Origin of the sequence: Burkholderia sp. AU18528, from assembly GCF_002223215.2 — a bacterium.
In the GTDB taxonomy this organism is placed as follows: Bacteria; Pseudomonadota; Gammaproteobacteria; order Burkholderiales; family Burkholderiaceae; genus Burkholderia; species Burkholderia semiarida.
Genome location: NZ_NKFC02000006.1, coordinates 2,084,864 through 2,102,354, shown reverse-complemented (window position 1 = coordinate 2,102,354; position 17,491 = coordinate 2,084,864). Strand labels below are relative to the sequence as shown.

Below are 17,491 nucleotides of genomic sequence, written 5' to 3'. Positions count from 1 at the left end.
GTGCGCACAGCGTCGAAATACGCCGTACTCGTCACCTCCGCCAGCCGCGCTACCCGTGGATTTTTACGACATTTTTTCTTGCGACGGCGACCGGCGCGCTCCTAGACTTCGGGCATCTTCACCACGGAGCATGGCCATGTCGATACCCTGGAACGCGATCGCCGAACCCGCCCCTGCCGCGCCGCTTTCCGTGGGCGCCGATCGGGTGATCGTCCGGCGCTTCGATCCGGCAATCGACAGCTACGCACAACTCACGCCGATGCTGCACCGTGCGTTCGCGCGGCTCGGTGCGATGGGGCTCAACTGCACGTGCGTCGATCAGGACGAAGACGTCACGCGCCACCGTGCGGAAGCGGGCGAGTGCTACGTCGCCGTGTGCGGCGGGCGCGTCGTCGGCACGGCCACGCTGTACGCGACCGATCCGTCGTCGGCCTGTTCGCTATACCGCCGTGAAGGCGTCGCGAGCGTGCGCCAGGTGGCGGTGGACCCGGCTTGCCAGAGCCGCGGGATCGGCGCGTTGCTGCTGTCGTTCGCCGAGCAGTGGGCCGCGTCGCGCGGCTATGCGCTGCTCGCGCTGGATACGCCGCATCCCGCCGCGCACCTGCTGGCGTTCTACGGCGCGCAGGGCTTCGAGGTGGTCGACGTGATGCGCTTCGCCGGCAAGCGCTACGACAGCGCGATCCTGTGCAAGCGGCCCGTTGCACGCCCCGTGCGCCGGGTGTCGTCGGCGTCGCGGCTGGCTGCGCGTGTGGCGGCCGTGCGGCGTGTCCTGCATGCGTGGGCGCCGCGCATTGTCGTGTTGGCCCGGCGCGAGGCGGGTTTGCGTCGCGCCGGACGTTTCGCGGCGCGCCGCGCGGCCGGTGCGGCCAGTTGCCGGTCGTCGCCGTGGCGGCCGCGTCAGCACGGCCGTTTCGTGGCCCGATAGCGGCGGGCGGACTCCGGTTCGTGCCGTTCGCCCGTCGCGTGGGCTTCACGCGAGGACGGGACGCGGGCCACTCGACCAATCGGCGCAATCACGCGTTCCGATGGCCAGGAGAACGAGCCGGCTCGACGAACGGCGCGCCGGGCGGCACGCAACTGCTTGCGTATGTCACTCGTCGCGGCCGCGGGCGTCGCCGCCGCCTTTCGCAAGGCGCCACGCGATCGTGCCGAGCATGCCGACCGCCACCACCAGCGCGCCCCACAGCACGTAGCGGCGCGCGGCGTCCGTGTCGGCGGCGGCCACCGGCGCGACCGACGCCGCCGCCAGCGCCGCGCCGACGCGCGCGGGCCGTACTTCGGGCGCCATGCCGACCAGCAGTGCGTCGCGGCTCACGGCCGACGACCCGAGCGACGCGTCGCCGACGCCGAGCGTAAACGGCGGCGCGCCGCGCGCGACGAAGGTCAGCGCGGCCGGATGCCAGCCGATCGCGACGGCCGGCTGCCCGCCGCCGAGCCCCCCGTTGCGCATGTCGACGACGATTCGCCATGTGCGGTCCGTATTCGCGACGAACTCGAGCGGCGGATTGCGCTGCTCGCCGCCCTTGCCCTGCAGCCGGAACAGCACGGCGCCCGCGACGTCGCGCCACGGCGCCTGTGCGTCGGCACGGCTTTGCAGCGCCGCGCGTGCAACAGTGTTCGGTTGCGGCAGGCCGATGCGCACGCGGTCGACCGGATACGCGCCATCGGTGTCGAACAGATACTCGCCCGGCGCACGGCCGGCGCGTACCCGCACGGCGTCGCGCCACTGACGCGGCGCGGATGCCGTATCGGCGCCGCGAGCGTCGCGCGGATGCGTCTCGACGTCGATCGACGCGATCGCAGGCGCGTCGTCGAGCCAGTCCAGCCGCAGGTAGCGCGGCGCGGCGCCGTCGAGCGCGATGCGCTCCTGCACCAGCATGTCGCTGCCGCGGCCGACCTTCAGCAACTGCGTGCTGCCGAGCGGCCGCCAACTGCGCAGGTCGTCGCTGGCTTCGACGGACACACGCCCCTGGTAGCTGTCGTCGCTCACGTGCACGAGCAGCGCATCGATGCTGCCGTCGGTATGCGACAGGTCGACGAGGTCCGCGCCGTGCGTGGTGCGCGAAGGCGTCGCGACGGCCGCGCGCAGCGCGCCGTCCGGGCCGACCGTCACGCCGAGCGGCGCGTTGCCGTTCCCGGCGCGGGCGGGCGGCAGCGGGAACCAGTGCACCGGCGTGCGGGACGGCGGCACGGCAGGCGCGGCGGCGGGCGCGTCGAGCGAGTACGGCACTGGCTCGCCCGCGCCGTTGAAGATGCGCACGTCGCCGAGATCGTCGCGCCGGCTCGCCGCATACACGGGCTGCGGCACGGTGAGCTGGTAGTACGCGGCGCTGCCGTCGAGGTCGAGCGCGAAGCGCTGCGCGACGCGGGCTGCATTCGGGGCATCGCCGGCCGCCGCGAACGACGCGAACAGGCTCAGCCCGAGCAGGGCGGCGAATCGTTTCATGGCCGGCCGTCCTGTTGCGCGGCTGCCTTCGGCGGCAGCGGCGAGAAATAGCCGATCAACAGCAGCAGCACGCCGATGCCGATGAACGACACGATGCGCTCGATGCCGGTGACATGCGACAGGTCGAACAGGAACAGCTTGACGACCGTGAGCGCGAGCAGCGCGGCGCCGACGAACCACAGCGGCCGCAACCCGCGGCGCGTGGCCCAGATCGCGATCGCGAGCGCGCAGACCGTCCAGTACACGGATACCGACGCCTGCACGAGCGTCGATTCGGCCATCGCGCGGAATTCATACGGCACGCCGGCCCAGTGATGCAGCGTGCGCAGCAGGATCGCGTTCAGCCACAGGAAGCCGGTCGCGCCGGCCGCACCCAGCAGCTCGACGCGGTACCTGCCGAACGACCAGCCGAGCTTGCGCGCGCGCACGAACCACGACGCGGCGAGCGCGTAGACGACCGCGAGCACGAGATCGAGCGGATTGAACAGCGGCACGCGCGCCCAGCTTCCGCCGTCCTGCGTGAAGTTCGCGTAGAACGTCCACGCCCACATCACGACGATCAGCGGCAGCGACGCGAACGCGCAGAGACGGGCGATGCCGTCGCGGCGTGTGAGCCACATCCCGGCGAACGCGAACAGGCTCCAGCCGACCATGAACACCTGCTGGACGCCGAACGACGAGACCACGGTGTCGATGTCGTAGCCCAGGTGGAAGCGGTGATGCAGCGTGCGCAGCATCAGCGCGTTGAACCACAGGAACACGGTCGCGATCGCCGCATAGTCGACGACGCGCGGATGCCACGCGATGCCGAGCGTTTTCAGGCGGCGCAGCCACGCGGCGAAGGCGACGAACACGAGACCCTGCGCGACGTCGAGCGGATTGAGCAGCGGCACCCAGAAGAGCGGCGCTGCGTCGCCGTCGCTGACCGTGCTGGCGAGGCTCCACAGCCACAGCAGCGCGGCGAGCGGCGCGGCCCCCCACACCTGATACGCGCGCGGGAACGCCGCGACGGGCCAGCGCAGGCGCGAGCCGGGGCCCGACACGAGCAGGAGCAGCGCGCCGAATCCGTATGCCCATGCGCTCCAGCTCCACGCGCCTTCGGGGACGAACGCGTGCAGGCGCCAGAAGCCTTCGAGCGAGAGCAGCCCGCACAGGGTCCAGAACGTCAGCGTATGCAGCGGCGCGAGGATGCCTGCTGCAACGGCCGGCGCCGCGTCGTTCGCGGCAGCGGCGCGGCCCGTGTCGCGCGACTGGCGCCACAGCAGCGCGAGCCCCGCACCGGCGGCCACCGGCCACGCGAACGCACCCATGCCCGACAGCGGCGCTTCGTGCGCATCGAACGCGCGCAGCGCGAGCAGCGCCAGCACCGGCGTGAGCGCGAGCGCGGGCCATTCGGCGAGCGGCCATGCGAGCCGGCGGCGCGTGGCGTGCGCGAGCCACGCGGTACCGGCCGCGAACAGTGCGGTCGTATCGACGACGAAGCGATCGGCATGCAGGTCGACGTGGCGGCTTGCATGGACCAGGATCTCGTGCAGCCCGCCGCTGACCCACCACAGCAGCCCCCACGCAGCGGCCGCGACGCCGATCTCGGGCATCCATGCGTGCCATGCGCGCGCTTCGCCGCGCCCGTGCAGCCACCAGCCGGTGAACAGGCCGGCGAGCGCGATCAGCAGCATCGCGATGGTCGGGCCGTTGAGCACCGGCAGCGCGGTCGCGTCGGCCGGCGCGAGCAGGCTCGTGAAGAACGCGCCTGCCGCGGCGAGCTGCATCAGCAGCCCGAAGCCGAATGCGAGCAGGCGCTTCTGGCGCACGCCGAGCCACACGACGGCCGCGCCTTCGATGGCCCACGCGGCGCTGGTCGTCGGCCCCGAGAACGCGAGCGGCACCGCGAGCGTCGCGAAGATGACCGCGAGCGCGAGCATCGATTCGAACAGCAGCCCGAGGCGGTCGCGGCGCCGCGCGAGCCATGCGGCGACCGCGACGTAGAACGCCGACAGCGCGACCGCGCTCCACGCGAGCGCGAACGGCATGCCTTTCACGAGCGACGCCTGCAGCGCGGTCGCGACGATCGGCGTGCCGAACACGAGCGTGCCGTCCACGTAGTGCCGCAGCGCGAGTTCGCGTTTCACCGCATACAGCAGCGCGATACCGACATACATCAGGAAGAACAGGACGAGGAACGGCTCGGTGCTCGCGAACAGCGCGGGGCGATAGGCCGTCACGCCCCACGCGGAGCCGATCGTGAACGTGAACACGAAGCCGAGCAGGTTCAGCGGGCGCCAGGCCTTGAACCACGCGATCGCGAAAATGCCCGCGTTCAGCAGTGCGTAGTAGCTGAACAGCGCGACATGGTTGCCCTGGCCGGTCGACAGCAGGATCGGTGCGAGGAAGCCGCCCGCGCTGCCCATGAACGCGAGCGGCAGCGCGTTCTGCCGCACCGCGAGGAACGCGCTCAGCGCGCAGATCGCGACCATCAGCGGGAACGCGGCGCCGACGGGCAGCAGCGCATAAAGCTTGGTCGCGGCGAAGATCGTCAGGTACAGGATGCCGACGCCGCCGCCTTGCAGCACGAGACCGTATGCGGCGCGGCGCGCTCGCACGCGCCAGCCGATCGCGAGCAGCGCGGCCGCGGCGAGCGCCGTGCCCGCGAGGCGGAATTCGATCGGCAGCATGTCGTTGTCGGCCGCGTACTTGAGCAGGAACGCGACGCCGAAGAACAGCACGATGATCCCGACACGCACCACCGTGTTGCCGCCGAGCAGCCAGTCGCGTGCGGCGCCGAACGCGCGTTCGGCGAGGCCGGGTTCGCGCGGCGCAGGCGGTACGGGCGGGGCCGCGCGGCTCGCGGTGGCGGGCGCGCTGGCGGTGGTGTGGGCGTGAGCGGACGCCGTGGCGGTGCGTGCCGTGGTTGCCGGTGCGGGTGCCGCTGCGGGTGCCGGCGTCGAAGCCGATGCCGGTGTGTCGACCGGTGCGGCGGCAGATCGTTGGGCGGGCGTGGCCGGAACGTGGGCCGGTAGCGGCGCGGAGGCGCCGGCCGACGCCGTTTGCGCGAGGCCGCCGGAGGTCGCCGCGCCGGCCTTCGCGCCCGCCAGTTGCGCGCGCAGCGAATCGAGTTCGCGCGTGAGCGTGTCGACGGTGGCTTCGAGGCGCGCGACGCGATCGGCGAGCGGTAACGGGGTGGGAGGCGGCGCCGTGGAGATCGCGAATGAATCGGGCGCGGCGGGCGCGTGACGGAGCTTGCTTTGCCGCAGCGCGTGCCCGACGCAGAACCCGACGGCGGCCCCGAGCAGCGAGCCGCTTCCGGCCGAGAAATCCCCGATCAAGGCGGCGATGCCGCCCACGATGAAGCCGATTACGGCGAATGCCCAGTTCAACGCCTTGCTCCCTCTCACTATCGTTATCGTCCTTCGATCGCGGATCGCACCGGCTCGAGGCGGTTTCAGCACGGCCGGCAGGCGAACCGGCATGCGCGCGTCGTACGGCCGGGCCCTCGTGCGAAAGGCCCGCGACGGCGTCGCGATTGGCGTGTTTGCGGGGAATGTATCACAGCGCGCATGCTGCGATTTGCGGGGTTGACGCGGTATCGCGGCGTGCGCCGTCCGGTGTCGCCATCCGGCTTTCTGCACGGTCATGCTTTTTACTGACGAATGCAGTGCGCGTTTTCGTCTGAGCGAATCGACGCCTGAACGGACGTGAACTTGTCGCAAAACGACGCGTGCCCGATGCGCGCTGGCGCAAAACCTCATGTGATGCGCGCCGCGTTGCTGCGCACAAGTCCGGCGCGGAATGCCCGCCGTTGCGGGCCGTGCGCGTATTGCGCCGCCGCAATCGGCTGCGCGGCCCGCCGGGCGGGGCTGCGGGCCGTGTCGTATTTGCGCAAGCGTTTGTCGTAATTCGTCGGCAGGTCGGGGTTTTTTCTGGCAACTATGTAGGCACGCTATGACAAGCGCGAGTCCCCGCTACACGAGGAGAAGGTTTCGATGGATGCCCCCAAGGTTGTGGTCGAAGGTCTGTGCAAGGTGTTTGGAAGCAATCCCCAGCAGGCGCTCGACATGCTCGCCGCCGGCGCGACGAAGGACGATGTGCTCAAGCGCACCGGTCAGGTCGTCGGCGTGCACAACGTCTCCTTCGATGTGCAGGAAGGCGAAATTTTCGTGCTGATGGGCCTGTCCGGCTCCGGCAAGTCCACGCTGATCCGCCTCGTGAACCGGCTGGTCGATCCAAGCGCCGGCAAGGTGCTGATCGACGGGCTCGACGTCGCGTCGGCGCGCCGCTCGGCGCTGACCGCGCTGCGCCGCAAGGACATGAGCATGGTGTTCCAGTCGTTCGCGCTGATGCCGCATCGCACCGTCGTGTCGAATGCCGCGTTCGGCCTCGAAGTCGCGGGCATGGGCAAGAAGGAGCGCGAGCGCCGTGCGATGGAAGTGCTCGAGCAGGTCGGCCTCGCGCCGTTTTCACACAAGCTGCCGTCCGAGCTGTCGGGCGGCATGCAGCAGCGCGTCGGCCTCGCCCGCGCGCTCGCCGTGAACCCGTCGCTGATGATCATGGACGAGGCGTTCTCCGCACTCGATCCGCTCAAGCGCCGCGAAATGCAGGACGTGCTGCTGCAACTGCAGAAGGAGCAGCGCCGCACGATCATGTTCGTGTCGCACGATCTGGAGGAAGCGCTGCGCATCGGCAACCGCATCGCGATCATGGAAGGCGGCCGCCTCGTGCAGGTCGGCACGCCGCAGGACATCATCGCGAATCCGGCGGACGACTACGTGCGCGCGTTCTTCGACGGCATCGACACGAGCCGCTACCTCACCGCCGGCGACTTGATGCAGACGGGCGCCGTGCCGCTCGTGTCGAAGTGCGATGCCGCGAACGTCGCGGCGTCGCTGAACGGCAGCGCCGAATACGCGTTCGTGCTCGATGCCGCACGCAAGATTCGCGGCTTCGTCACGCGCGAGGCGCTCGGTCAGGACACGCCGTCGGTGCGGCCGATCGAAAGCATCCGGCGCGATGCGTCGCTCGAACATGTCGTCGCGCGCGTCGTCGCGAGCCCGAATGCATTGCCCGTCGTCGACGACGACGGCTGCTACTGCGGCTCGGTCGATCGTGCGCTCATCCTGAAGGCCATCACGCGTTCGCGAGGCTCCCATGTCTGAAATGATTCCGCTCGGTACCTGGGTCGACCAGTCCGTTCACTACCTGCTCGACCACGACGCGAAGACGTTCGACGCGATCGGTCAAGCGATCGAAGGGCTCGCCGCATTCGTCGAGCATGGCCTGCAGGCGATCCCGATGTGGCTGATGATGGCGATCTTCATCGGCGTCGGGCTGTGGCGGGTGGGCTGGCGCTTCGCGCTGTTCACGACCGCGTCGCTGCTGCTGATCTTCGCGACGGGCTTCTGGGACCAGACGGTCATCACGCTCGGCCTCACGCTGTCGTCGACGATCATCAGCCTCGTGCTCGGCATCCCGCTCGGGATCTGGGCCGCGAAGAGCAAGTGGGTGGCCGCGATCGTGCGGCCGATCCTCGACCTGATGCAGACGATGCCGGCCTTCGTCTACCTGATTCCGGCCGCGATGCTGTTCGGTCTCGGCCGCGTGCCGGGGATCCTGTCGACGGTGATCTTCGCGATGCCGCCGGCCGTGCGCCTCACGAGCCTCGGCATCCGCCACGTGAACCGCGAGATCGTCGAAGCCGGTCAGGCATTCGGCTGCACGCCGTGGCAACTGCTGTACAAGGTGCAGTTCCCGAACGCGCTGCCGTCGATCATGCAGGGTGTGAACCAGACGATCATGATGGCGCTGTCGATGGTGATCATCGCGTCGATGGTCGGCGCGGGCGGCCTCGGCAACGACGTGCTCGCGAGTATCCAGCGCCTCGACATCGGTCTCGGCTTCGAAAGCGGTCTGTCGGTCGTGCTGCTCGCGATCATTCTCGACCGCATCACCGAGAGCTTCGGCCGCGCGCCGGGCACTGCGAAGGCGCCGCTGTTCTCGGGCCTCAAGCAGCTCTTTCGGGTGAAGGCTTCGCCCGCGCAGGCCTGATCTCCGGCGGCCGGCAACGCGCCGGCCGCTCACCCTGAATGGATAACGGCTCCCGCGGCTTCGGCCGCGGGGCTGGCTCCCCGCAACCTCCTCGCCAGGAGACCGATGTGACGTCCGCCGTCGCTGTCGCGCCCGCCGCCTGCGTTTCACCGGTTTCGTCCCTCGCCCATTTCGGCTTTCTGACGCTGCCGAACTTCTCGATGATCGCGTTCTCGAGCGCGGTCGAAGTGCTTCGGATGGCGAACTACGTCGGGCGGGCGGATCACTACAAGTGGTCGATCTACTCGCTCGACGGCGCCCCCGCGCATGCCAGCAACGGCATCGCGGTGCGGCCCACGCAGGCGCTCGACTACGACAACCTGCCCGACGTGATGATCGTGTGCGGCGGCATCCGCATCCGCGACGTGGTCGACGACGGCGCGCGAGATACGCTCACGGCACTCGCCGAACGCGGGCTGCCGCTCGGCGGAATCTGCACGGGTGCGTACGCGCTGATGTCGAGCGGGCTGCTCGACGGCTATCGCTGCACCGTGCACTGGGAGAACCTGTCCGCGCTGCATTCCGAATTCCCGCAGGTGGGTTTCGCCGACGAGTTGTTCGTCGTCGATCGCGACCGCCTGACCTGCACCGGCGGCACCGCGCCGCTCGACCTGATGCTGAACCTCGTCGGCATGCGGTTCGGCCAGCAACTGGCCGCGCAGGTCTCCGAGCAGTTCATCCTCGAGCGCATCCGCAGCTCGACCGATACGCAGCCGATTCCCGTCGATGCGCGGGTCGGCTTCTCGCGTGCGGAGCTGATCGAGGTCGTGCGGCTGATGGAGGCGAACATCGAGGAGCCGCTGTCGCTCGAGGAGCTCGCGCGGCTCGTGCGGTTGTCGCAGCGGCATCTGCAGCGCATGTTCAAGGTGTACCTGAACGTGTCGCCGACCCACTATTACCTGACGCTGCGCCTGAAGCGCGCACGCGACCTGCTGCGCACGACCGATGCGTCGATCGCACGCGTGACGGCGGTCTGCGGCTTTCATTCGCCGTGTCATTTCAGCAAGGCATACCGCGCGCAGTTCGGCCATGCGCCGAGCTACGAGCGCCGGCTGCCGGGGCGCTGAGCCGGGGCAATCGGACGGTCCGCGACGTCGCCGGGATCGCGGCGCGCGGCTTCAACAAACGATCCCGCATTCAAGCAAACGACATCACTTTGAGGAGAAGCAAGATGAAGCGCCTATTGATCGCAGCGGTGTGCGGAATCGGGATGACCGCGCCGATGTCGGCCGTTTATGCGGCCGATCCGCCCGTGTGCAAGAACGTGCGCTTCGCGGATGTCGGTTGGTCCGACATCGCGGCGACCACGGGCCTCGCGTCGACGATGCTGCAGGGGCTCGGCTACAACCCGACGAAGACGATCGCGTCGGTGCCGATCACGTTCGCGGGGATCAAGAGCAAGCAGATCGACGTGTTCCTCGGCTACTGGTCGCCGACGATGGACCCGATCATCCAGCCGTTCACGAAGGCCGGCACGATCAAGGTGCTCGCGACGCCGAACCTGACCGGCGCGAAATACACGCTCGCGGTGCCCGACTACGTGTACCAGGGCGGCCTGAAGTCGTTCGCGGACATCCAGAAGTACGCGGACAAGCTCAACGGCAAGATCTACGGGATCGAACCGGGCAACGACGGCAATGCGCTGATCAAGAAGATGATCGACGGCAACCAGTTCGGCCTCGGCAAGTTCAAGCTGGTCGAGTCGAGCGAGGCCGGGATGCTGGTCGAGGTGAATCGCGCGATCCGCGACAAGCAGTGGATCGTGTTCCTCGGCTGGGAACCGCATCCGATGAACGTGCAGATGAAGATCGACTACCTGACCGGCGGCGACGACGTGTTCGGCCCGAACTACGGCGAAGCGAAGGTGCTGACGGCGACGCCGCCCGACTACGCGCAGCGCTGCCCGAACGTCGCGAAGTTCGTGTCGAACCTGCAGTTCACGACGGCGATCGAGAACCACGTGATGGTGCCGATCATGAACAAGCAGGACCCGAACAAGGCCGCCGCCGCGTGGCTGAAGGCGAACCCGGAGGCGCTCGACAAGTGGCTGGCCGGCGTGACGACGATCGACGGCAAGCCGGGCCTGCCGGCGGTGAAGGCGTATCTCGGCGCGCATTGACGGTGACGTGTCGGGTTGGGCGGCCGCGGCGCGAAGCCTGACCTGAATGTTGAGCCGGCGTAAGCGGGGTGACCTGCTTGCGCCGGCTTTTTGCTGCCCGCTTCATGCTCCGCCCGACGGTCGCCGGACGATGCGCTAGACTGCTCGATCCCCGATCGAGGAGACGGCAATGACCCGCAACCCGCTTGATGCATCCGGACGGCAACACGCGGCCGGCACGCGGCTGAATAGCGCGACCGCTTCGGCCGACGCAGGCTGTCACCGCGCGCTGCCGTACCGCGGCCAAACCTTCGCATGAAACGCATCGAGCAAGTCGTGCTCGCGGCCGATCTCGCGGGCACGGCGGTGTTCGCGATCGAGGGCGCCAATGCGGCGATCGGCGCCGGACTCGACCTGTTCGGGGTGATGGTGCTGTCGCTCGTCGTCGCGCTTGGCGGCGGCGTGATTCGCGACCTGCTGATCGGCGCTCGCCCGCCGAGCGCCGTGAGCGACTGGCGTTATCCGGCGCTCGCGTTCGCCGCAGGACTGTTCGCCTTCGTGTTTCATGCGCGGGTCGCGTCGTTTTCGCCGTCGCTGCTGACGATGCTCGATGCGGCCGGCCTCGCGCTGTTCGCGGTCGCGGGCGCCGTGAAGGCGCTCGAATTCCGCGTGCCGCCGTTCATTGCCACGCTGATGGGCGCGGTGACCGGCTGCGGGGGCGGCGTCGTGCGCGATCTGCTGCTCGCACGGATACCGGTCGTGCTGGTCACGGACATCTACGCGAGCGCGGCGCTGCTCGGCGCGGTCGTCGTCGTGCTGTGCCGGCGGCTCGGTTGCCCGCCTGTCGTCGCGGCCTTGCTGGGCGGGCTAGCGTGCTTCGCGCTGCGGATGGCGGCGGTGCGTTTCGGCTGGCAGTTGCCGAAAATCGCCGCGGGGGCGTAGGCCCCGGCTCACGACCCCTTCGTCGCCGCCGGCACGTCGAACACGCGATCGAACGCCCACTGGAACACGAACGCGTAGCAGAAGAAGAACGCGAACAGCCCGATATCGACGACGAACGCGTCGAACCACGAGATGTCGAGCCACCACGATACGACCGGCACGAGGATGAAGATCAGCCCGCCCTCGAATCCGGTCGCGTGCAGAATCCGCCGCCCGAGCGTACGTGCCGGCTGCCGGCGCGATGCTTCCCAGCGCTCGAACAGCGCGTTGAAGATCATGTTCCACAGCATCGCGATCGCCGACATCGTCGCCGACAGCGCGCCCGAATAGACGAGGTTCTGCTTGAAGAGCGTCGCGATCACGGGCGCGATGCAGGAAATGGCGATCGCTTCGTAGAGCACCGCCTGCGTGATCCTGCGCGGTAGGCCTTGCACGGGGTTCCTCCGGTTCGACGGCGGCACCATGCCGCGACGTCTCGCAAGGCTAGTCGCGTTGCGCAGCCGCTTCAATTCACCTAATCTCACCCCGATTGAATCGAATTCAACCCGGCCGCATCCGGCCCGCGAGGCCCCGTGTTCTCGAAAATTCCCCTGACCGCATTGCGTGTATTCGAATCGTCGGCGCGGCTCGGCACGTTCAAGGCCGCCGCGGACGAGCTGTCCGTGACGCCGGCTGCCGTGTCGCACCAGATCAAGTCGCTCGAGAGCCGCGTCGGCGTGCTGCTGTTCGAGCGCGGCGCAGGCGGCGTGCGGCTGACGGAAGAAGGCGAGCGGCTGTTTCGCGCGAGTCACGATGCGTTGCTGGCATTGAGCCGCGGGCTCGATGCGGTGCGTCCCGATGCGGCCGACGAGCGCCCGCTCGTGCTGACCACCACGCCCGCGTTTGCGGCGATGTGGCTGATTCCGCGTCTCGGTGCGTTTCGCCGCATCGATCCGCATCTGCACATCAAGGTCGAAACCGGCAACGCGCTCGTCGATCTCGAACGCGATGCCCGGATCGATCTCGCGATTCGCGCGACGTCGCGGCAGTTTCCCGCGTTGCACGAGATTGCGCTGATCGACGAATATTTCGGCGCGTATGCGGCCGTCGGGTTCGACGCGCATCGCTCGGACGGGACGCTCGACCTGATCGAGACCGTGTGGGATACGCCGCTGCCGGTGTCGGTCGACTGGGCGTCGTGGTGTCGTGCGGCGGGGCGAGAAGCGTGGCTCGAACGCGCGGTGTTTCGCCATTACGACGACGAGCATTACGCGTTGCAGGCCGTGCTGCACGGGCAGGGTATCGCGCTGCTCAGCTCGGTGCTGGCCGCCGAGCATGTCGAGCGCGGCGCGTTGATGCCGGTCGAGCCCACGGTGCGGCTCGACGGTGCGCGCTTCGTCGCGTTGTGCCGGCCGGGGCGCGAGCGCGAGCCGCAGGTCAGGCGGTTTCTCGACTGGCTCGAAGCCGAAATCGCACGGACGCACGACGCGGTGGCGCGGATGGCGCCGGACCAGCACCGCGCCGCTACCCGAACCTGACGCAATACACCGGCGGCAAATGCGCCGATACCTGCTGCCAGCGCTCGCCGCCATCATCGGACGTCCATAGCCCGCCGGTCGTCGACGCCATCGCGAGGCGCATGCCGGAATCGTCCACCGCGAGCCCGTGCCGGTACACGAGGTCGTACGCGGGCGCGGCCGGCAATCCGTTCGACAGGCTCTCGAAACTGCGGCCGCCGTCACGCGTACGCGTGACGACGAACCGGCCGTTCACCGGGATCCGGCATGCATCCTTCACGGCCGGCACGAACCACGCGGTATCCGGTTCGTGCGGATGCACGGCCACCGCGAAACCGAAGCTCGACGGTTGTGCTTCGATCCGCCGCCAGTGTTCGCCGCCGTCGGTCGAGCGGAAGATCGCGCAGTGATGCTGCGTCCACAGCACGTCCGGATTGGCCGCGCACTGCACGACGCGGTGCGGGTCCTGCATGTTCGGTTCGCCGCGTCGCTCGGGCGGCATGTAGTCGGCTTCCATGCCTTCCGCGGTCACGCGCCACGTCCCGCCGCCGTCCGCGGTCTGCCACACGCCGCCGCACGAGATGCCGACGGCAACGTGCCGGCTGTCGCGCGGATCGACCATCACCGAATGGATGCCCGGCGCGTCGTACCCGCCGCCGCCCCATTCGGCGCGCTCGGGGCGATCCCACAGCGAGCGGTTGAGTGCCCACGAATCGCCGTGATCGTCGGAACGGAACAGGCCGCCGGGAATCGTGCCGGCCCACAGCACGCCGGGTTCGTCCGTGCCGCCGGTTTCGAGCGACCAGATTTGCTGAAGGGTCCACGGCGGTTGCGGCTGTGGCGGCCCGGGCGGCTCGTCGTCCATGGCGCCGTTGCCGGCATGCGCATCGGCGCGGGGAGGTGACGCGTCGGCGTGCTGCGGCGGATAAACCGGGACCGCGCATTCCTCCCATTCGGTGGCGCCTGCGCGCAGCCGATGCAGCTTCACGCCGAAATGCCCCAGATTGAGCGCCGCATACAGCGTACCGTCGCGCGGGTCGGCGAGCGCCATGCTGACGGGCTCGCCGATGAAATGCGGTTCGCCGAGCGTCCAGCCGCCATGACCGTCGGGTTGCAGGACGAACAGGCCCTTGCGGGTGGCGACGAGCAGTCGATCGTTCATGTGCAGTGTCTCCGGATGGTCCGTCTTGGCGCGACGGCGTTTGGTATCGGGGATGCGCCCGTACATCGGTCCCTTTATCCGCCCGTCAGCGCCTGCACGACGTACACGCGGCTGGCGTCGCCGAGCGCATCGGACAGGCGCTGCCGGTCGCGGATCGGCTGGCCGTCGATGAATACCGACAGGTGTTTTCGCAGCGCGCCCTGGTCGTCGACGATGTAGCCGCGCAGCCGCGGCTGCTCGCTGAAAATGGTGTCGAATGCTTCGCCGACCGTATGCGCGTCGATGTCGCGCTCGGGCGTTTCGACATGCCGCTGGATCGACGCGGCGAAGAAGAGGTGCGCCATGGCGGTAGCTGGCAGGAGCCGCACGAAGGGACGGCTTGTAGTTTAGGCGATTCGGCGGGTGTCGAAAGGCGGAACGGAGCCGCCGTGCGAGGCGTGCGGGGTGTCGTCGCTAAAGTCCTCGCTAAACCGGAATCGACCGCCCCCTGATCCGGATCCCGAGCCGCACGACGCCGATCACCGCATTCGACAGCCACGTGAGCCAGCGCGGCATCCCGCGCCGGCGGATATCGAGCAGCAGCACGATCCGCACGGCGTCGCTGTCGTTCCACACCTCGTGCGTGAACGTGTCGTCCCACAGCAGGAAGCGGCCTTCGTCGAGCCGGTATTCGTGGCCGTCGACCTTCAGCACGGCGGCCGGCGTGCCGTCCGCGCGCTGCGGCATCGACAGCACGAGATAACCGCGCAGGATGCCGCGAAACGGCCCGCGATGCGGCGGGATGTGTTTGCCGGGCGCGAGGAACGACAGCGATGCTGACAACACGTCCGGGGACGCCGCGACGAGCGATGCGACGGTCGGGCAGCGCGACAGGTTGCGCGCGAACGGCTGGCCGTACGCCTGCATGATGAACATGCGCCAGTCGCGTGCGTCGTTGGCCGAGATGTCGTACTGCTCGCGCATGATTTCGTGAAAGCGCGGGATGCGCGGCATGTCGCGTGCGACGTCGAGCGCCTCAGCGCGGATCGCGGGCCATGCGCGCACGAAACGCTCGGCATCCGGGAATGCGGCCGCGTCGAGCACCGCGCCGCTGTCGATATGGCGGTCGTACAGCGTGCGCAGCAGGGCGGCTGCATGGTCGTAAGCGGCGGACATGGTCGATCGACGGGTGGCCCGGATGAAGAGGTGATCAGTCTGCCCGAAGCACGGCGGGCATTGCGTTACGTCAGGTTACGCCGGCTGACGAATGAATGACAGTTCGATGAAGGTCCGGCAGGCGCGAATGGAAAGGCCGGGAATAAACCGCGTTCCTCCGTCGTCATACGCGTGTAGCACGTCGTCTCATTGACTGATGAAGGAGTGGAACATGAACACGCACTGGCTGGTGGCCGCCACGGTGGCGGCGATTTCTCTCGCAGGTGTCGCGACGCAAGCGTCGGCACAGGCGCTCACGCGCGAGCAGGTCCGGCAGGAACTGATCGATGCCGAAAACAACGGGCTGCGCTTCGTGACCGATACGTCGTATCCGGACGTGAGCCCGCTGTTCCAGCAGCAGGCCGAACGGATGCCGGAGCGTCAGGCCAGCACGGCCGTGGGCGGCGATCCGGCCACGTCGTCCGAAGCGGGCAAGCCGGCGGCGACGTCGCCGCGTCGAGGCGCCGCCGCATGCGTCGGCCCCGCGAGCTTCTGCGCGATCTATTTCGGAAGCTGATCCATCCGCCTGCCTCCGCAGGTCACGCATGTCCCGTGGTTGATCGATACGTCACATTGAAGGAGTTCATGATGAAAACCTATATCGCACTACTGACGATGATCGGTGCGATCGTCGGTCAATCGGCATTCGCGCAATCGGCCGCGCCGCTGACGCGTGCGCAGGTTCGCGACGAACTGATTCGCCTCGAAGCGGCCGGGTACGACCCGGCGAAGGGCGACGAAGGCGAGTATCCGGCCGACATCCAGGCCGCTGAAGCGAAGCTCGCCGAGCAGGATCGCGCGCGGATGGCGGCGTCGATTACGCGGGCGGCCGAACCCGGCATGCCGGCGCCGATCGGCAACTAGGTGCCGACATGGACCTGTGTTGCGTGATGCCGTCGGCGTCGCGACAGAACGAGGCACGTGCGAAGCGTGTCGCGCGGAGACGAATCGTGGGGAGCGGTGGTGCGGCGTCGTCGCGGCGCCGATGCGCGCTTCATGCAGGCGGGCGGGGTGCGACGCGCGTCGTCGCGCGTCGAAAAAACGCCCGGGCCGCATTAATGCGGCCCGGCGCGCCGCAAATCAGCCCCGTTCGTCCGCGATATGGCTGCGGATCACGTCCGCGAACGACGTGTCACCCTTCAGCCCGAGCGCTTGCGCGCGGGACGTATCCCAGCGGCCCGGCCAACTGCCGACGATCTTCTCGACGCGTTCGTCGGGCACGTGGCGGATCAGCTTCACGACCTCGTCGCCCGCGACTTCGCGCAGCGCCGCGATCATCTCGTCGACCGACACCGACAGTCCCGGCAGGTTGATCACGCGCTTGTTGCCGAGCTGCGCGCCGTCGATCTCGCAACCGGCGACGAGCGCGTCGATCGCGCCGCGCGGCGACAGCAGCCACAACCGCGTCGAGCCCGGCACCGGGCACACGCTTTCCTCGCCGTTCAGCGGCTCGCGGATGATGCCGCTCGCGAACGACGACGCGGCCGCGTTCGGGCGGCCGGGCCGTACGCTGATCGTCGGCAGCCGCAGCACGCGGCCGTCGACGAAGCCGCGCCGCGCGTAGTCGCACAGCAGCAGTTCGGCGATCGCCTTCTCTGCGCCGTACGACGATTGCGGATTCAGCGCGGTGTCGTCCTGCACGACGTCGGGCAGCGTGCCGCCGTATACCGCGACGGAGCTCGTGAACACGACGCGCGGCCGGTGGCCGCGTGCGCGGCACACTTCGAGCAGCGTGCGCGACGCGTCGAGGTTGATTCGCATGCCGAGATCGAAGTCGGCTTCGGCCTGCCCGCTGACGATCGCCGCGAGGTGGAAGATCGCGCCCGTCTGCGTGTCGATCGCGCTGTCGAGCACCGCGCGATCGGCGATGTCGCCGACGATCGACGTCACGCGCGCGTCGCCGAAATCGCTGCCCTTGACGACGTCGAGCAGCACCAGTTCGTCGATCTTCTCGATACGGCCGTCGGGGCCGGTGAGTTCGCCGCGCTCGAGCAGCTTGCGCGCGAGACGCTGGCCGAGAAAGCCGGCGCCCCCGGTAATCAGTACTTTCATGTTCGTTGCCCTATGTGGAATAC

General features: G+C 68.8%; 15 protein-coding genes and 1 pseudogene. 9 read left to right on the top strand and 7 right to left on the bottom strand.

Annotated elements, in window-relative coordinates:
• The first annotated feature begins 136 nt into the window (after window positions 1-136).
• The gene (locus CFB52_RS26275; protein ID WP_099317810.1) at window positions 137-925 is read left to right on the top strand and encodes a GNAT family N-acetyltransferase; all 789 of its coding nucleotides are present in this window, start codon (window positions 137-139) and stop codon (window positions 923-925) included.
• A gap of 165 nt (window positions 926-1,090) precedes the next feature.
• On the opposite strand, the gene CFB52_RS26270 is transcribed toward CFB52_RS26275, so the two are convergent.
• Both CFB52_RS26270 and CFB52_RS26265 read right to left on the bottom strand, forming a co-directional pair.
• Complete coding sequence (locus CFB52_RS26270) at window positions 1,091-2,446, bottom strand: DUF3999 domain-containing protein (RefSeq protein ID WP_099317809.1); 1,356 nt, start codon at window positions 2,444-2,446, stop codon at window positions 1,091-1,093.
• Window positions 2,443-5,820, bottom strand: coding sequence for a DUF2339 domain-containing protein (locus CFB52_RS26265; RefSeq protein ID WP_099317808.1), 3,378 nt, complete (start codon window positions 5,818-5,820; stop codon window positions 2,443-2,445). The genes CFB52_RS26270 and CFB52_RS26265 overlap by 4 nt, the downstream gene beginning before the upstream one ends.
• A 329-nt stretch (window positions 5,821-6,149) precedes the next feature.
• Between CFB52_RS26265 and CFB52_RS26255 the strand changes: the two are divergent.
• The 5 genes and pseudogenes from CFB52_RS26255 to CFB52_RS26235 form a co-directional block, all read left to right on the top strand.
• Window positions 6,150-7,596, top strand: a pseudogene (locus tag CFB52_RS26255) (glycine betaine/L-proline ABC transporter ATP-binding protein); the annotation flags it as partial.
• Window positions 7,589-8,485, top strand: coding sequence for a choline ABC transporter permease subunit (gene choW, locus CFB52_RS26250; RefSeq protein WP_059575424.1), 897 nt, complete (start codon window positions 7,589-7,591; stop codon window positions 8,483-8,485). The pseudogene CFB52_RS26255 and the gene choW, both read left to right, overlap by 8 nt.
• 107 nt (window positions 8,486-8,592) lie before the next feature.
• The gene (locus CFB52_RS26245; RefSeq protein ID WP_059575422.1) at window positions 8,593-9,591 is read left to right on the top strand and encodes a GlxA family transcriptional regulator; all 999 of its coding nucleotides are present in this window, start codon (window positions 8,593-8,595) and stop codon (window positions 9,589-9,591) included.
• A gap of 104 nt (window positions 9,592-9,695) precedes the next feature.
• Window positions 9,696-10,643, top strand: a complete 948-nt coding sequence (locus CFB52_RS26240; protein WP_060314054.1) for a choline ABC transporter substrate-binding protein — start codon at window positions 9,696-9,698, stop codon at window positions 10,641-10,643.
• Between the two features lie 294 nt (window positions 10,644-10,937).
• Window positions 10,938-11,564 (top strand): trimeric intracellular cation channel family protein, encoded by a 627-nt coding sequence (locus CFB52_RS26235; RefSeq protein ID WP_059575420.1) that lies wholly within the window; start codon window positions 10,938-10,940, stop codon window positions 11,562-11,564.
• 8 nt (window positions 11,565-11,572) lie between these two features.
• Here the strand turns inward: CFB52_RS26235 and CFB52_RS26230 are convergent, their stop codons facing one another.
• On the bottom strand, window positions 11,573-11,998 hold the full coding sequence (locus CFB52_RS26230) for a PACE efflux transporter (protein ID WP_099317947.1): 426 nt from the start codon (window positions 11,996-11,998) through the stop codon (window positions 11,573-11,575).
• 138 nt (window positions 11,999-12,136) lie between these two features.
• Between CFB52_RS26230 and CFB52_RS26225 the strand changes: the two genes are divergently transcribed.
• Window positions 12,137-13,081, top strand: a complete 945-nt coding sequence (locus CFB52_RS26225; RefSeq protein ID WP_099317807.1) for a LysR substrate-binding domain-containing protein — start codon at window positions 12,137-12,139, stop codon at window positions 13,079-13,081.
• On the opposite strand, the gene CFB52_RS26220 is transcribed toward CFB52_RS26225, so the two are convergent.
• From CFB52_RS26220 to CFB52_RS26210, 3 genes are all read right to left on the bottom strand, one after another.
• The gene (locus CFB52_RS26220) at window positions 13,068-14,222 is read right to left on the bottom strand and encodes a sialidase (protein ID WP_099317946.1); all 1,155 of its coding nucleotides are present in this window, start codon (window positions 14,220-14,222) and stop codon (window positions 13,068-13,070) included. The genes CFB52_RS26225 and CFB52_RS26220 overlap by 14 nt on opposite strands.
• Window positions 14,223-14,296: 74 nt before the next feature.
• Window positions 14,297-14,566, bottom strand: a complete 270-nt coding sequence (locus CFB52_RS26215; protein ID WP_089500577.1) for a MoaD/ThiS family protein — start codon at window positions 14,564-14,566, stop codon at window positions 14,297-14,299.
• 121 nt (window positions 14,567-14,687) lie between these two features.
• Window positions 14,688-15,377: an aspartyl/asparaginyl beta-hydroxylase domain-containing protein gene (locus CFB52_RS26210; protein ID WP_059575410.1), complete on the bottom strand. Its 690-nt coding sequence runs from the start codon at window positions 15,375-15,377 to the stop codon at window positions 14,688-14,690.
• 211 nt (window positions 15,378-15,588) lie between these two features.
• On the opposite strand from CFB52_RS26210, the gene CFB52_RS26205 reads away from it, so the two are divergent.
• Together CFB52_RS26205 and CFB52_RS26200 are read left to right on the top strand one after the other, a co-directional pair.
• Window positions 15,589-15,933: a DUF4148 domain-containing protein gene (locus CFB52_RS26205; protein ID WP_059575591.1), complete on the top strand. Its 345-nt coding sequence runs from the start codon at window positions 15,589-15,591 to the stop codon at window positions 15,931-15,933.
• 71 nt (window positions 15,934-16,004) lie between these two features.
• Window positions 16,005-16,280, top strand: coding sequence for a DUF4148 domain-containing protein (locus tag CFB52_RS26200; protein WP_099317945.1), 276 nt, complete (start codon window positions 16,005-16,007; stop codon window positions 16,278-16,280).
• A gap of 216 nt (window positions 16,281-16,496) precedes the next feature.
• Here the strand turns inward: CFB52_RS26200 and denD are convergent, their stop codons facing one another.
• The gene (gene denD / locus CFB52_RS26195) at window positions 16,497-17,468 is read right to left on the bottom strand and encodes a D-erythronate dehydrogenase (RefSeq protein WP_099317806.1); all 972 of its coding nucleotides are present in this window, start codon (window positions 17,466-17,468) and stop codon (window positions 16,497-16,499) included.
• Window positions 17,469-17,491 lie beyond the last annotated feature (23 nt).

Bases quoted from the DNA above. Each gene is read 5' to 3' on its own strand.
- CFB52_RS26275 (WP_099317810.1), top strand. From the start codon at position 137: ATGTCGATACCCTGGAACGCGATCGCCGAACCCGCCCCTGCCGCGCCG.
- CFB52_RS26210 (WP_059575410.1), bottom strand. From the start codon at position 15,377: ATGTCCGCCGCTTACGACCATGCAGCCGCCCTGCTGCGCACGCTGTAC.
- CFB52_RS26200 (WP_099317945.1), top strand. From the start codon at position 16,005: ATGAAAACCTATATCGCACTACTGACGATGATCGGTGCGATCGTCGGT.
- CFB52_RS26220 (WP_099317946.1), bottom strand. From the start codon at position 14,222: ATGAACGATCGACTGCTCGTCGCCACCCGCAAGGGCCTGTTCGTCCTG.
- CFB52_RS26215 (WP_089500577.1), bottom strand. From the start codon at position 14,566: ATGGCGCACCTCTTCTTCGCCGCGTCGATCCAGCGGCATGTCGAAACG.
- CFB52_RS26240 (WP_060314054.1), top strand. From the start codon at position 9,696: ATGAAGCGCCTATTGATCGCAGCGGTGTGCGGAATCGGGATGACCGCG.
- CFB52_RS26235 (WP_059575420.1), top strand. From the start codon at position 10,938: ATGAAACGCATCGAGCAAGTCGTGCTCGCGGCCGATCTCGCGGGCACG.
- CFB52_RS26270 (WP_099317809.1), bottom strand. From the start codon at position 2,446: ATGAAACGATTCGCCGCCCTGCTCGGGCTGAGCCTGTTCGCGTCGTTC.
- choW (WP_059575424.1), top strand. From the start codon at position 7,589: ATGTCTGAAATGATTCCGCTCGGTACCTGGGTCGACCAGTCCGTTCAC.
- CFB52_RS26205 (WP_059575591.1), top strand. From the start codon at position 15,589: ATGAACACGCACTGGCTGGTGGCCGCCACGGTGGCGGCGATTTCTCTC.
- denD (WP_099317806.1), bottom strand. From the start codon at position 17,468: ATGAAAGTACTGATTACCGGGGGCGCCGGCTTTCTCGGCCAGCGTCTC.